This window comes from Ascidiimonas meishanensis, assembly GCF_037782385.1.
Lineage (GTDB): Bacteria > Bacteroidota > Bacteroidia > Flavobacteriales > Flavobacteriaceae > Ascidiimonas > Ascidiimonas meishanensis.
Genome location: NZ_JBBEXD010000005.1, coordinates 89283 through 103981, shown reverse-complemented (window position 1 = coordinate 103981; position 14699 = coordinate 89283). Strand labels below are relative to the sequence as shown.

Annotated in this window: 17 protein-coding genes; 2 read left to right on the top strand and 15 right to left on the bottom strand. The window is 34.7% G+C overall.

Annotation, left to right across the window (positions count from 1 at the left end; all coding sequences use genetic code 11):
• Positions 1–55: 55 nt before the first annotated feature.
• The 8 genes from atpE to WBG07_RS10690 all read right to left on the bottom strand — a co-directional run bounded on the left by atpE (position 56) and on the right by WBG07_RS10690 (position 7487).
• Positions 56–247, bottom strand: coding sequence for an ATP synthase F0 subunit C (atpE, locus tag WBG07_RS10725; protein ID WP_340201143.1), 192 nt, complete (start codon positions 245–247; stop codon positions 56–58).
• 35 nt (positions 248–282) lie between these two features.
• Positions 283–1416, bottom strand: a complete 1134-nt coding sequence (gene atpB / locus WBG07_RS10720; RefSeq protein WP_340201140.1) for a F0F1 ATP synthase subunit A — start codon at positions 1414–1416, stop codon at positions 283–285.
• Between the two features lie 109 nt (positions 1417–1525).
• Positions 1526–1918: a hypothetical protein gene (locus WBG07_RS10715; RefSeq protein ID WP_340201138.1), complete on the bottom strand. Its 393-nt coding sequence runs from the start codon at positions 1916–1918 to the stop codon at positions 1526–1528.
• Positions 1918–2148 (bottom strand): AtpZ/AtpI family protein, encoded by a 231-nt coding sequence (locus WBG07_RS10710; RefSeq protein WP_340201133.1) that lies wholly within the window; start codon positions 2146–2148, stop codon positions 1918–1920. Before WBG07_RS10710 ends, WBG07_RS10715 begins: the two co-directional genes overlap by 1 nt.
• Complete coding sequence (locus tag WBG07_RS10705) at positions 2114–2530, bottom strand: bactofilin family protein (protein ID WP_340201130.1); 417 nt, start codon at positions 2528–2530, stop codon at positions 2114–2116. The genes WBG07_RS10710 and WBG07_RS10705 overlap by 35 nt, the downstream gene beginning before the upstream one ends.
• 12 nt (positions 2531–2542) lie before the next feature.
• Entirely contained in the window at positions 2543–5044 is a 2502-nt protein-coding gene (gene porW / locus WBG07_RS10700; protein WP_461781915.1) for a type IX secretion system periplasmic lipoprotein PorW/SprE, read from the bottom strand.
• A 218-nt stretch (positions 5045–5262) separates the two neighbouring features.
• Positions 5263–5970, bottom strand: coding sequence for an ABC transporter ATP-binding protein (locus WBG07_RS10695; RefSeq protein ID WP_340201122.1), 708 nt, complete (start codon positions 5968–5970; stop codon positions 5263–5265).
• 29 nt (positions 5971–5999) lie between these two features.
• A complete protein-coding gene (locus WBG07_RS10690; protein WP_340201119.1) occupies positions 6000–7487 on the bottom strand; it encodes a DUF5687 family protein in 1488 nt (495 codons plus the stop codon).
• Between the two features lie 100 nt (positions 7488–7587).
• Between WBG07_RS10690 and WBG07_RS10685 the strand changes: the two genes are divergently transcribed.
• The gene (locus WBG07_RS10685; RefSeq protein ID WP_340201115.1) at positions 7588–8643 is read left to right on the top strand and encodes a 2Fe-2S iron-sulfur cluster-binding protein; all 1056 of its coding nucleotides are present in this window, start codon (positions 7588–7590) and stop codon (positions 8641–8643) included.
• Between the two features lie 213 nt (positions 8644–8856).
• On the opposite strand, the gene WBG07_RS10680 is transcribed toward WBG07_RS10685, so the two are convergent.
• From WBG07_RS10680 to WBG07_RS10670, 3 genes are all read right to left on the bottom strand, one after another.
• Positions 8857–9879, bottom strand: a complete 1023-nt coding sequence (locus WBG07_RS10680) for an SAM-dependent methyltransferase (RefSeq protein ID WP_340201112.1) — start codon at positions 9877–9879, stop codon at positions 8857–8859.
• Positions 9880–9887: 8 nt separating this feature from the next.
• On the bottom strand, positions 9888–10193 hold the full coding sequence (locus WBG07_RS10675; RefSeq protein ID WP_340201108.1) for an antibiotic biosynthesis monooxygenase family protein: 306 nt from the start codon (positions 10191–10193) through the stop codon (positions 9888–9890).
• A 316-nt stretch (positions 10194–10509) separates the two neighbouring features.
• The gene (locus WBG07_RS10670; protein WP_340201106.1) at positions 10510–10752 is read right to left on the bottom strand and encodes a hypothetical protein; all 243 of its coding nucleotides are present in this window, start codon (positions 10750–10752) and stop codon (positions 10510–10512) included.
• A gap of 357 nt (positions 10753–11109) precedes the next feature.
• Here WBG07_RS10670 and WBG07_RS10665 point away from each other — a divergent pair, with 357 nt between their 5' ends.
• On the top strand, positions 11110–11946 hold the full coding sequence (locus WBG07_RS10665) for a M57 family metalloprotease (protein ID WP_340201103.1): 837 nt from the start codon (positions 11110–11112) through the stop codon (positions 11944–11946).
• A gap of 200 nt (positions 11947–12146) precedes the next feature.
• Here WBG07_RS10665 and WBG07_RS10660 read toward each other — a convergent pair whose 3' ends face one another.
• From WBG07_RS10660 to WBG07_RS10645, 4 genes are read right to left on the bottom strand one after another with little or no spacing between them, the layout of a single operon-like run.
• Complete coding sequence (locus tag WBG07_RS10660) at positions 12147–12497, bottom strand: SdpI family protein (RefSeq protein ID WP_340201100.1); 351 nt, start codon at positions 12495–12497, stop codon at positions 12147–12149.
• Positions 12475–13365, bottom strand: a complete 891-nt coding sequence (locus WBG07_RS10655; RefSeq protein WP_340201096.1) for a sporulation-delaying protein SdpB family protein — start codon at positions 13363–13365, stop codon at positions 12475–12477. Before WBG07_RS10655 ends, WBG07_RS10660 begins: the two co-directional genes overlap by 23 nt.
• A complete protein-coding gene (locus WBG07_RS10650; protein WP_340201092.1) occupies positions 13362–13895 on the bottom strand; it encodes an SdpA family antimicrobial peptide system protein in 534 nt (177 codons plus the stop codon). The genes WBG07_RS10655 and WBG07_RS10650 overlap by 4 nt, the downstream gene beginning before the upstream one ends.
• 2 nt (positions 13896–13897) lie before the next feature.
• Complete coding sequence (locus WBG07_RS10645; protein ID WP_340201090.1) at positions 13898–14632, bottom strand: hypothetical protein; 735 nt, start codon at positions 14630–14632, stop codon at positions 13898–13900.
• Positions 14633–14699 lie beyond the last annotated feature (67 nt).

Genomic DNA, 14699 nt, shown 5'->3' with positions numbered 1-14699 from the left:
ATGTTTAATTAAAAGAACAGCTGCAACCAACCGTTACAGCTGTTTCTTCTTTGTTTTAAACTGCAAATAATGCAGCAAATCCGATACCTTCAATCAACGCAGCTGCAATAAGCATTGCTGTTTGAATCTTTCCGTAAGCTTCTGGCTGTCTAGCAATAGCTTCCATGGCTTTACCACCAATTTGCCCAATACCGATACCTACACCGATAACTACTAAACCTGCACCTACGATTCCTGGAATTGTCATGATTATATATATTAAAAATTAAACATTCAACTTTATTATAAATGCTGTATCTCTCCTTCGTGCTCATGCTCGTGTTCATGCTCTTCTGAAGCAAAACCAAAGTATAAGGCAGATAACATGGTAAAAATATAGGCTTGTAACAACGCTACCAGTATTTCTATAAGCGAAATAGCAAATGCAAGCATAAATGATAGCGGACTCCCTATCCAATTTTTGAATAAGAACATTAATCCTATCAAACTCATTAATACAATATGGCCTGCTTGCATATTTGCGTACAAACGAATTAACAATGAAAAAGGCTTAATGAAAATTCCTAAAATCTCTATAGGAACTAATATGATGTATAATGGTATTTTAGCATACCATGGCATTGTTTTTCCTAAAGGATCAAAAAGGTGTAACCAATAATCTTTTGTTCCTGTAAAATTGGTCAATAAGAAAGTGATTATAGCTAATGAAAAAGTAATGGCAATGTTTCCGGTTACATTTACACCAAATGGTGTTAAACCAAAGATATTGAGGAACCATATAAAGAAAAATACAGTCAATAAAAAAGGCATATACTTAGCGTAGTGCTTCTTTCCAATATTAGCAATGGCAATATCATCTCTAATATAAATAACAATAGGTTCAAAGAAACGACCAATGCCTCTGGCAATTCCTCCATTATTAGCGTAAGATTTAGCAAGGCTTCTGAATAACAAAATCATAAGAAGACCTGTAAGCATAATCATAAATACACTTTTGGTGATTGAAAAATCAAGTGGTTTTACATTTGTTGGATGCTTGTCTTCATCATAATTAATAGTGCCTGCTGCATCTGTTCTATATATTTTACCATGATACATGGCATAATAGTTATCTCCCGCTGCTACAATTTCTTCTCCGTGATGAAACTTTGAGGAAGAAAAAACTTTCAACCCTTCATCCCATAAAATTACCGGCAATGGAAAACCAACGTACTTGTGTTCTCCTGAATCTGTGGTATAAGAATACAGACTAAAATCGTGAGAATCTTGCAGGTGGTGATTAATATATTCTTTTATCTCGCTTTTCTTGGCATCTTTATCATTAGAAGAAGTTTCCTGCTTTTCTTTTGCCGAAACACTAAGTCCTAGCAGTAAGACCAAACCAATTAAAATTCTTTGTAAACTTTTTCTTTGCATATCACACAAATAAATCAGTATTCTGAAAATCCGTGCAAATGTACGCTTTTATATTAAATTCAAAAAAGAATTAAAACTGTTTTTTAGACGGCCCTTTAGTATCACTCCCTCACTTTTGAGGATTGTCTTGAATCAACTTTATTAAGTCTGGAAATTCAAGAAGTAAACAGCATATATAAGGCACAAAAAAAGTAGCCATTTCAATAGAAGTCACCTCACCATCGGCTTTATAATCAGGAAAAAAGAGCAAAAAAAACACAAGAAATTTAAGCAAACTACCTATCATAAAAACAAAACCTAATTGTTCTTTATACTTTTCTCTTAATTTAAAGATCATCCAAAAGATAAAAATTGCAACTAGCAAATTCACTATGTAAGCCAACAAAATAGCATTAGCGAATAGCGGTAGCTCCAGAAAATGTAAAATGGCCAAATGCACTCCTAAAATAAAAGAAAGACCTAACAAGAGTTTTAGCATCAAACGATAGAAAACAATACTCATTAATTATCTTTATTTAATTTATTGGTTTGCCGTAAAATATTAAACATAGCTGCACCTACACCAACAAGGGTGCATATAATAATATAAAGTTTGTCTCCGTTGTTGTAAGTAGCATCAAGCCATTTACCTAAAAGCACTGCCAGATAAATGGTAAGACCCATTTGAAGGCCAATACCTGTAAGAATGATGTATTTGTTAACTTGCTTTTTCGGTTTTTCTGTCTTGCCCATTTTTAAGTACTTTAGCGGCAGTGCCACCACTTCTCATATTACAAGTTGCATTGAAAGTGGCGCCTGGTTCTATGGCTAATTTAGCTACTACCACATCGCCTTCAATATTTGCAGTAGCTTTTAATGAAAGTACATTACTTACAAATAATTCTCCTGAAAATTTTCCTTCTATATCGGCATTTACACATTCTACTTTCCCAGTGATGGAGCCTTCTTTACCAATGACTACTTTTCCAGAAGTTTTCACACTTCCATTAAGCTCACCGTCTATTCTGAAGTCTCCTTCCGAAATAATATCTCCTTTAATTTTTGTTTTTTGACCAATTCTGTTGGGCTGACCAGATACATCTGTCATAGTTCCTTTTTTATTTTCTGAAAACATTGATAAATAGGTTTAAGGGTTAAGCAATTTAGACTGTTCCAGATACGCCTCCAGATTCTTGTGCACCTGTACAGTTTTATAGTTTTTACTTAAAATTACGAAATTCTCTTTACGGATGCGGTAATCCTTATTATTTTTTAACAGTTCTGCGAATCCTAATGCTCTGTCACTGCTTAGCAAACCATGTACTACCACAAAAACGGTATTAGAGTTATAAATATCTTTAGAAAGCTTTAATTTACGAGCAGGTTGATCTTTAATTGCCGCTGTTAGTTTTTCATAAAGCTTAGTGATTGCTAAGGTGTCTGTTCTTTGAAAAGAGAAAATCAATTTCCATTTTGTATTATCACTCCCTTGCACAAATGCAGGATTTGCCAGTCTGGCTTCTGCTTCTTCTACCATTCTAAGTGCCTGTTTCCCAATAATATTGTTAGGATAATTAAGCGCAATATAATTTAAGCCTTTTTTATAGCTTTCAAACCCAAACAGTTTTCCCTCTGCATTGGTTTTAAGCATTTCAAATTTTGGCGCGATGTCTTCTCCTGTAAACGTTCTAATGTGTTTTTCTGCTGCTTCAATTACAGCTTCGTATTCTTGAGCTTCATATCGTTTATATAAGGCAGTATACAGTGCTTCCGGACTATTGGCGTCTTGAGAAAGAATGGCTTCCGGATTGCGTAAAATTTCTGCATAACGAGAATCTGCATGATTGGTAATAATCTCCCGCTTCATATTAAAAGCACCCGTTTCATTACCAGTAATCTCATAAATTTTATAGAGATTGTATTTAGAGGGTAATACTAATTTTTCTTCGGGTTCATTGTCTAGCAATGTTTCTAGTTTATCTGCAGCGCGGTCGTATTCTTTATATTTCTCTTTATATATGAGTCCTAGTTGATAGTATGCAAAATCACGCTCTTTAATAATACTATCAATTTTTTGAGGATCGGTAGGTAATTTATTAAGATACGTGGTTACCTTATACATTTCTTCTGTTGATACTACTCCAATAGTGTCCTGCACAATGGCGTCAATTTCACTAATAGTAGTTTTATCTGATAGTCTCCAGTTATCTTCTAAAATACGATCTCCCCATCGCTGCCGAAATTCATTTTTACCATAAGAAACAACGGTGTTATTATAAAAATAAAATTCTTCTCTTTCTTCTTGTGAGTTATTCTTTCCAGAGCCTGCTAACACAATACCAGATGCTACCTCTCTGGCTTTCTTTTCTTCCTCTTCTTTCTTGAGTGCTTCTTCTTTTGCAATTAAATCTGCAATATAGCTTTCAAAAAAAGCCGTGCGTTCTGCTTCTGGTAAATTCACTAGATATAGAATACTATCGTTGGTCTGGGCAATACCTTCATACTTAATAACATCTTCTAGATTTTGTCTTTTCTTAAACGTTCTACGGTATTTACGAGTATTCTCCTTTAAATTAGTAAGGGTACTATCATAATACGCTCCAGCTTCTTTGTAGCGAGAATTGTCAAAATTCATGATAGCAAGGTTCTCATAATTGAGCGCATTGAGATATCTGTCTGGTGATTTTTTACGTAAGGATTGATTAAAATAATCTACTGCTAAGGTCAACGAATCATTGTCTAAATGATACAAGGCAATCTGACGATAGATCTTATCTAAAAACGGACGATTCTCTCTATTTTCTTCCAGTTCTGTTAAAGTCTCAAATAATAATGCTTTGTCTTCTGTTTCCGGATCAAAATTAGCTGCTATTGACAAATAGGAATTGATCATATATACTCTAGGAGACTTTCTTTTCAAGGCAATAACGCTATTAAACGCCATATTTGCACTGTCTCTATGCCCTAACTCATTGTACAACTGCCCTATAATATAATTATATCTTCCGCGTTCTTCATTATCACGAGTATAGGCTTCTGCAATTCTAAGTTCTGTAACTGCACTGTCTAAAGATTTGAGATTGATATAGGCCTGTGCCATCATTGCTTTGGCATCTGCATATGTTTGATCTTTTAAATCTTCTTGCCGCAACAAACGCTTTAAATTTTTAAGTGCTACTTCTTCACTTTCAAGCCTGATATTTACTTTCTCCCTCCATACTTTGGCCTCTCCTATTTTATCGCTATCAGGATATTTATAGAGAATATAATTGAAAGCTTCTAGGGCAGGGATAAAACGCTGATCGTAGTATCTTGCTTTTCCCAGTAGCAAAAAAGATTCATCCGTTTGTGGATTACGTTCCCTATTATCAATGTTCATACTACGTTTCTGAATGGCTTTGGTAGCCTTCTCCTCTGCACGCTCAAACTTTGGATTGCTTTCTACACCTGGTAATAAACCTTCTTCTCTAAACTCTAAACGTTCTATGGGTAGTACTTCCCAGTAATTGTCTTTATAGGTGTCCTGCAAACCTGCCTTACCTTCTTCTAAGGCATTATTCCCATTGTAAAGCACATTGTATTTGGTATTTAAAGCATGCCAGTTTCGGTTAATAAACCTGTTTTTTTTAGTAGAGCAACTGCACACCATTAAAATTCCCAGAGCAGAAAGTATGTATGACGACTTTTTCAAACGTAAGATTATGTGTTTGTGATAACTTAAAAGTTTTCAATTTAGTATTAAAATCGGATAAAAATACACTTCTTTTCAGGCAAAAATAAAAAAAGCCCGAAAAATCGGGCTTTTGGTTGGTTATTTAATTTTAAAAACTAAATAAACAGGGTTATTTCTAAATAGATATTTACCTACTATTGCACCATGGTTCCGGAAAAGAATTGTTCTAATTCTTTTAAGGTTTCTGTAGAGGTATTGATGTCTTTTACCATTGCTCCTTTTTCAAGTACTACAATGCGTTCACATACTTCGGTAACATGAATCAAATCATGACTAGAGATTAAGACGGTGATATCTTTATCTTCTGCCAATTCTTTAATAATTTTCTTCAGCCTTATCTGGGTTGTAGGATCTAGATTGGCAAAAGGTTCGTCAAGAATAATTACCTCAGGGTCTCCTATAAAAGAAGCTATAATACCTGCCTTTTTCTGATTTCCTTTGGAAAGATCACGTAGGTATTTTTTTTGTCCGATGACCTCATCATTAAAAAACTCCTTATATTTTTCCATCAAAGCATCTATATCTGCCTTGTTTCGCCCTCTTAATTCTCCAATAAAATAAAAGTATTCTTCTGGAGTAAGGTAGCCTATTAAAAAACTCTCGTCTATAAAAGCGGCGGTAGTAGGTTTCCAGGCTTCACTTTCATTTACTTTTACTTCGTGATTTTCTATATAACCAGTGGTAGGCCTAATGAGGTCTAATAACAAACTAAAAAAAGTGGTTTTCCCAGCGCCGTTATTTCCTACCAAACCAAAGCTCTGCCCTCTGGGAATTTCTAATCCTTCTATATTTAATACAGTGTTATCACCGTATTTTTTTGATAAATTTTGTACTGATATCATTTGTAATTTTTTTAAAGTGGATGGAATTTTTAGTCTCCGGTTTGTTTAAAGCCATTAATCATAGCGTATTTATTCTTGCGGTACGATTTAATTACTTGATTCATCATAAGGTCTTTAGCCAGAATTCCTACAATACCTAATGCAAAGAGTACCCCGGAAGCAATATTGGGTGAAGTAAACTTATAAACGGCATACCAGATAAGTAAGGGTAACACCATAAGAGGAATGCTCACCAACCATTGGGCAGCACCGGTACCTTGATAGTTCATAAACGGACTTTTCTCTAAATCTATCCGTTTTCGGTTAAAAGAGCCTGCGTACATCAGCACTGGAATGTTTACCCCAATATTATAAATAGCACAAGCTGTATTAAGCCAGAGAATATGCCAGCCAAAATATACATAAGGCGTGCTTAGAATATACAATATAACGACACTAAAAGTCATTAAGAAAATCTTAGAATCTAAATATTTTCGCAAGGGAATGTTCTGAGACATCATCATGGAAAAATAACTACTGTCCCAAGACGGAATAAACTGCCCAAAATTGATCATAAAAATACCTGTCACAAAAATGCCTACAAAAACAAACATGGCTGGCATTTGGGTATGATAAATTTCCTGTGGATAAAAAATTAAACCATACGCCAATAAGATAAACGCTAAATATACAGTGGTTCTAGGTCTTTTATTACGCCAAATAAGCTTGAGGTCTTGCTGTAAAAAAGTACCTACCCCTCCAAAACGTTTGGTCCAGGTAAGATCTGTAGTGGAAGCCTCCGCAGTTTTTGCTTTTAAAGAACCGTCTAAATAGAAATTGGTACGCAAAAAATTATAATTCCAAAAATAGAGTCCAATCATTAATACAAAAGGAATTAAAGCAAAAACAGGGTTTACCACCAAGACATCCATTAATCTTCCCGTAAATTCACTTATCTTAAACACCTCCACATATTCTAAGGCCGCAAATACCAATCCTACTAATACGAAGGGTAAAAATCCTTTTATATTCTCTGCAAATTTCTTTTTAATCAAAAAATTGGCATAATTAGCTACCATCACCAGACAAAACATGGCAAAAATCCATCCCACCATATTTGCAGCCCCATATCCGCCTTTAACTATACAAATAATTCCAAAAGGAATAATTGTTAACAAAGGCATAAGATTAAAGAAAGATGCAAAAGCACGAAGCAGTACATAATGCACTACGCTTCCTTTTTTTACAGGAATCGTCATTAATGGTTTAATATCCATCACTGGAAGGGTTTGCATAAAAAACCGCAGAAAAACTTCAGCTGCTAGCCAGAGAATCACAAAACTGTTTACTACTTGTAGCGGATCTGCATCTGGTAGCGTTTTCTTTAAAATAGGAAACAATCCAAAACCAAGCCCTAGAAAGATAAAAGCAAAATACAACGCTAGAAATCCCATGAGAATTTTAAGACCAATACTTTTACCTACACTGGCAGATCTAAAGAAAGATTTCCACTGTAATGAAATAAAATGTTTGAACATAGTTGAATAAAATGGTTGATTTTGTAATGTTAGTATAAATGTACTCGCTTTTGTTACAAAGCAAAAGTCAATTTCTTATTTTTGCGGCAAAATTATTGTTATGTCAGATTTTCATTCGCTAACTATAAAAGAAATAAATCGCATTACTCCAAATGCGGTAACTGTAGCCTTTGAGGTACCAGCAGCATTACAAGAAACGTTTCAATTTGATGCGGGTCAATATATCACCATTAAAAAAGAATTGGACGGTAACGAATTGCGCCGTGCCTACTCTGTTTGTGTAGCTCCAGAAAATGCGGCATTGCAAGTAGGAATTAAAAAGACACCAGACGGTACTTTCTCTCGCTATGCTAATAACGATTTAAAGGTGGGCGATGTATTAGAAGTACATCCACCAGAAGGCCGATTTACCTTTGTGCCAGATGCGGCTAAAAAAAGAAATATTGCTGCTTTTGCAGCGGGTAGTGGCATTACACCCATTATGAGTATTATGCATACCGTATTAAGAGATGAACCCCAAAGCACTTTTTCTTTGGTTTATGGGAATAAATCACTTACGGAAACCATGTTTTATGAGGATCTTTTAGCATTGATTAAACAATATCCAGACCGATTAAACGTACATTTTATCTTTAGTCAAGCACAAGAACCAGAAGCTATGTTTGGTAGAATTGAACGTTCTACTGTGAATTTTATTCTTAAAAACAAACATAAAGAAACTCCGTTTGAGGCTTTTTACCTTTGCGGACCAGCACCCATGATTCATGCGGTGACTGATACTTTAACCGAACATGGGGTATCTAAAGACGCAATCAAATTTGAATTGTTTACTGCCCCAGAGGAAGAAGAAACAGCTCCGGCTAATATTGAGGAAGGGAAGGCTCAAATCTCTGTCTTAGTAGATGATGAGGAGACCATATTTGTAATGAATAAAAAAGAGCGTATTCTAGATGCTGTCTTAAAGAAAGATATTGATGCCCCCTATTCCTGTCAAGGAGGAGTTTGTAGCAGTTGTATTGCCAGAGTTACCAAAGGCAAGGCAGAAATGGTACAAAATCAAATCTTAACCGATGCTGAAATTGCAGAAGGCTTAATTCTTACCTGTCAGGCACATGCAGTATCCGATGAATTAACGGTTAATTATGATGATGTTTAGTTAGTTGGTATTGCTCTACTATGGGCGCTATTCTTTGAGTTTATTTCAAACTTACTTAAGGGAGTTTAGAGAGTCTTTTAGAAATGTTCCATCTGTAAGACTAAAATCACTTAGTGAAGACTCTTTGTCTTAAAATACCTTGTAAAAGTGTCAAAAACAAGCATTACATCAAGTTAAACAAAAGGTTTAAGGGATAACTCAATACAAAATATACTATAACATTAAACCCTTTTCAATTACTTGATATTCTATTCCAGGTACTTTATCTACTTTGTAATGAATTTTAACTTTAAAATCATTATTTTTTTGAGGCAAAGCCTCTAGTATTAATGGTGTAGTGAGCCCACTTTCATTGATTTCTATTTTGGTATCGCCAAACACTGTAATTCCCGTACGGACAATGAGTTCTCTAAATTTAGAAACAGAGCCATTAGTAATGGTAAAGACACTTTCTGTAAAATGAATCACCTCTTTGAGTTCTTTGTTTTCTGCAAACCAGCTTGCAATGTCTTCTTTGGTAAGCTTGTAAAACACTCCTAGCTTATGATAAGACTCTTCTTGTGTTGAGGCACGTTGTGATAAAAACTGACCAATATCCATCAATCCCAATTCCAACGAAATACATTCTGGAATCATAATAACCTCTGGTCTAAGTTGCTGCATAAGATTCATCACAATAGGCACCTGTTGTTCGCTCTCTAATGCCCGTTGCATGGTTTCACTTAACAGAATATCAATTTCATGATCAGGATTAATTTTGTATGTGGTAGCATCTGCATTTTCAAAAGCTTTTACATGCTTTTCAAACTTTAATTCTTCAATTACCTGCTGCATTAACACAAAGCTTTTGGTATTAATTTCTAACAACACACATTGTACTTCTTGAGGCGTAAAAGTGGCCAGCACAGGCAATAAAAGTGTAGCGAAGGGTCCGGTACCAGCATACAGAATAGTCACAGGACCTTTTTTGTGTTTTTTTACAAACTCAATAGCTTCAAAAATACCTTTGATAAATTTTTTGGTACGTATAATGTCTTTAATACACATAGCGGCCCAAGTGGTTCCTAGCGCCATTCCGGTTTTAGAATACATATTCTTCCGGTTCTCTTGCTGTTCTAGTTGCATCCCAGCGGTTTTCATTGCTAGTGCATCAAAAGCTTGTACAGCCTTAGTAAGCTCTAAGTAATCAATTTCTTCTTTACGAAATACGGTGGCAATTTCTTTAAGTTTTTCCATTGCAATGGCTAGCTATCTGCAAAGACTTCAAAATGCTGTACAGTTTCTTCAAAGGTTAGTAAATATTGATTGTCTTCCTGGTAATATTTTGCCTTTTCAAAGTCGTCTCCAGCAAAATTTTTGATTACATCCAGATTTTTCCAGTAGGTAATTAATGTAAAATGTGCTATCTCATTTTTAATGGTACGTAAAAAAGATAATTTAATAAACCCCGGAGTCTCTTGATAATCTGGAATAGCTCTTTCCTTCATGAATTGCGTATAACTATCATAGTCTATGGCTTTTGTAGTACCTTGCCAGATTCTTGCAATCATATAAATTGATCCTTTATTTAGATTACTCAAAGATACATAAATACATTGGTGTTTATTTCTGAACTAAAAAAATGCATTGAAAAAGCGCCTATGGTTGTAGGCGCTTTGCAAAATACTTTATTAGAAATCTCTAATGCTTAAGCAATACAGATATTAATAGAATCTGGACAGGTAACACGGTTTAATGTAGGACAATTAATTGTAAGAATTGGTGACGTAATTTCACCTCCTTTTACTTGCTTTTTAAAGCTCGCAACAGTAGTCTTTTTTAATTGTAACTGGTTTTACTTCTTTTTTTTCATAATTATCTAAGATTTTAGAAACAGTAGTTTATAGAGTCATTACAATCCAAAGGGTTCTGGCTACCGCATAAAAATGCGGTTTGACATATAATATCAAACGTTTGACAGGTTTGTTCTGATGGGCAAAAGAAAGCGGTAGGATTACAACAACCCGTATTGGCTTCTGAAGGTAATGTTCCTCCTTGTGCACGGTTCTTGAGAAGATTTGAAATAGTGCTCTTTTTGAAAGGCAGGCCTTTTAAGTTCTTTTTTTTCATAAATATCTAATTTAAAGGTTATATATTTTATATAAGTAACTGATAAACAAGTTATTTAAAGATATATATTTTTTATCTTGTAAGAAAATATTTTTTATATATAAAGCTTTATACATAAAATATTACTAGGATTCTTATGTCTAAATTAACGTGATTTAAGTGTGTTTATAGGTCTGTGGTTAGCAGAAATATACATATTTTTAAGTATAACCCTTTCATTATTATTATGTTACAAAAAGCTTTATTGCTACTAAAAAAAGGTAAGTTGTCGAAAAATTGTAGTAAAAATATTGTTTTTTAGTAAGAAATGATATATTCGCAACAATTTAACAAAAATCTCAAACTAAATTTAATATTATGAAGCGAACAAAAAAATGGATGTTTAGCGCTAGCTTATTCCTATTTACATTCGGTATTTTTTATTCTTGTAGTTCATCTGAAGATTCTTTAGAGCCGCAGTCTGAATTAACAGAAGATATACTCAATAAACTTGAAGCTGCTTATTTTAGTACCGATAATGCTAGAGTAGCCACATTTATGGGCGAAACTGGTGTGATGGTAGAAGATATGTTTCTTACTTTTGATGAGATCAATGAGCTTTCTTCTGGTAATAATATTCCAAATACAGAGCATTACCGTACTAACAATCTGGTAAAATCCTTACCAAGGGTAATTACCATTAGTGTAGATCCTGATCTAGGTACTTTAGGATCTAATGCTTTGAATGATGCGATTGCCATGTACAATAATGAAAATCTTCTTATTTCTTTTCAACGCATAAACTTTGGCGGTAAAGGAAAAAATAAAGCCAATATTGAAGTAACTGAATTTTTTGAATTAGAGTCTGGCGGATTCATTACTTTAGGAGTTGCTGCTGGTTTCCCTACCAGAAAAGGAGATCCCGCTAAAGGATTTGGTATCAATAGAAGATGGTTTGAATTATTAAATCCTTCACAAGCAGAAGTTGCTGGAACTATGGCTCATGAAATTGGGCATTGTATTGGACTACGTCATACAGATTACCAGACACGTGAAAGTTGTGGACAAAATATTAATGAAGGGAGTGCCGGTGTAGGAGCTGTTTATATTAACGGTACGCCTACTGGTTCTGATCCTTCTTCTTTAATGCAGTCTTGCGGACCTGCTGATAACCTAAACAACAATGATAAAATAGCCCTTGACGTTATTTATTAAACCATTCCATCCATTAAAATGATTTTAAGCCGCTTTTTGACAGAGCGGCTTTTTTGATTTTTATTAAAAGTATTAGTAATCGGTGGGCAACTATCAAAAGAGCTGTCTATACACTTTCTTCCTTTGATTTACTTATTAACATATGTTTCTATGTTAACGTGAGTTCAATATAACCTCTATAAAATACAATTTCAAAGTATTCACGACGTCTTGCCACTTTCTTCAAAATCTTTCAATGCTTTTTCTGTAAGCAGTAAGCAAACTATAGAACCTAATAGAAACTCTCCTAAAGAAACCAAGGGCACTAAAGGAGGATCCCCTGAAAAAGGCATTCCTATGAGTAACATGATCGTTTGAGAAATAATAACAATAAGCGGAATAAAAATCCACCGTTCTGCAAAAAATGCTTGTGCAAACTTCCAATTTTCCTCCGTTTTATAAGCGCGTGGCGTTCTATAACCATACAAGGCATTTCGTGACGCAGGCGGGAAAAAATAGAATAGCGTAGGAATTCCCAAAATCAGTATATCAAATATGAGCAGTTCTACCAATACTTTTTAATTTTATTTTCCAATTAGCTAACATCTCTCTTGTTAAAACCGTGTCTTCTGGCACTAAATATAAGATAAGGCAAGCGGTAATTGCAAAGAAAAAAGTGAATAAGCCATGAACAGCCAGAATACTAAAATGGAACAGAAGTCCTGCTAATAGCATTAAATACCTACGTTTACTATGTTTGTCTAGCAAAATACACGCCGCCAATAAAAATTCCAGCACCAAAGTTCCCCAGGTAACTAACGTTACTACAAAAGGATTTGCCAACAATGTATTAAATAACGGATTGAGCACTTCATGAATCCCAAAAAACTCATGAGTGAGCCAATAGTAAGTTGCCGTGCCATTCAACCAGGCATCTACTCCAATTTTACCAACAAACGCATGAAAGTAAATAGCACACACCTGTATTTGAATTAGAATAAAAAAGGCTCTGGCAAGCGTAGCTTTTAAATTATCGGTTGTTTTATGTACTCCATACCAATGGTTTTTTCTAGGATCGGTTAACGTAATTGGAATTAATAAAAAAGTTAAAACAGCAGTTATATGATCTCCTCCATCTACAATATTACAACTGGTAAAAAAAGAGTAAGACACATACCAATGTAAGATTCCTGTAATTTTTGGATACCAACCACTCATCACTAATATTAAAATGAGTATACAAATGAGTTTTGCACCAAGTAAATGGTTGCTCATCAAATAAAAGATTCCTGTATTTTGAAGTACGGTGCCTTGCTGTGATAAGATATTAATATCAAACAAAACACTGTTAGAATTTACCAATAAGGTTAACAGGGTTCCTAAGGCGAGTAGTGATCTACCCAGACCTAATAAATTAGTATAACTAAAAGCTATTTTCATTGTATGGCGATTTTAATACATTTATATGGCATTTGTGTAGGCGATTTAGCCCAAGCCCAGGGTTTTCTGCCGGCTCTGTAAATTACATACGTACCTTTTAGAATAGGGTCTGGGACTACATTTTCAATAGTATCATTAAGAGGTAATGCCTTCAACATCTCCATAGACACCCTATCTTCATTAGTAATCCATGCTTTTGCAGGAATTTTGTTCACTACTGCCGCTAGCTCAATACTAATTCTTCTCCCTTTTCTGTTAATACCAAACAAACTTTCAGTTGATAAAGAGGCTGTTTTATTCACAGCCTCTTCTTTTTTATTCTGAAAATCGTAAAGAATCATCACATCTTCTTTAGGGTCTCTTGTAAAAAAAGCCCAACCCTGCGGAAAAACAGAATAGATTTCCTGAGTACTCTTATAAGATAAACGCACCGGATTGTCTCTGTTAGACGCAATAAAAGAAATATACACCCCAGCAAATACAATAAACACTAACAGAAAAGCCTGATAATTACGATTTAAAAACTCCATACCTACTGTCTGCTAAAATTAGTTGCTATTTCATTTACCAACATTTCATATTGAAGTTCACTATCTACAGGAGTAGGCTGGACAGATTTACTAGGACCATTTACCCATTTAAAGGCATTAAACCAGATCCAAACATTTACGGCACCTGCATAGTTTACTGCTACCGCTACTGAGACTGCTGCAACCACATACACTGCTGCAAAAATAAAGGTAGGACTAATAAGCGCTACTTCTTCTGCAAAATTCTGTTCTACATACTTATGCAACTTATCTTGGTCTAGTACCCCTTCTTCCGTTACAAATTCATCAATGTTAATTTTAGCTGCCAGTTCTTTACCCAACATCACTTCTTCTGCAATTTCTGGAGTAGCCAACAAAGCTCTTTCAAAAACTTCTCCACCTTCTTTAAGTGCAGCTGAGATTTCATTCTGGTCGCCACTTTGCATACTTGCATTAAAACGATCAAAGAAACCAGGCTCCAGTTCTTTAATATTTTCCATAATTACCCCTTCAAGATCGGCAAGCTGTGCTAATTGCTCCTCATTTAGGGTTTCTCTCATAGCCGCCATATCTCTGGCGTGAGAGAGTGTTGGAGTCTCGGTACTCCCAAAATATACTTCTTGAAAAATTGCTTCAGGTCTTTCTGAAGTTTGATCAATTAGTGCTTGATCATTATCATCTTTAGAACAAGCAAATACTACCATAGCAAAGCACGCTATGTAAAACAGTTTTTTCATAACATTTAAGAATTTAATAAGATTAATACGTAATAAATTATCTGAACACCGTCAGTTACCTTTAACA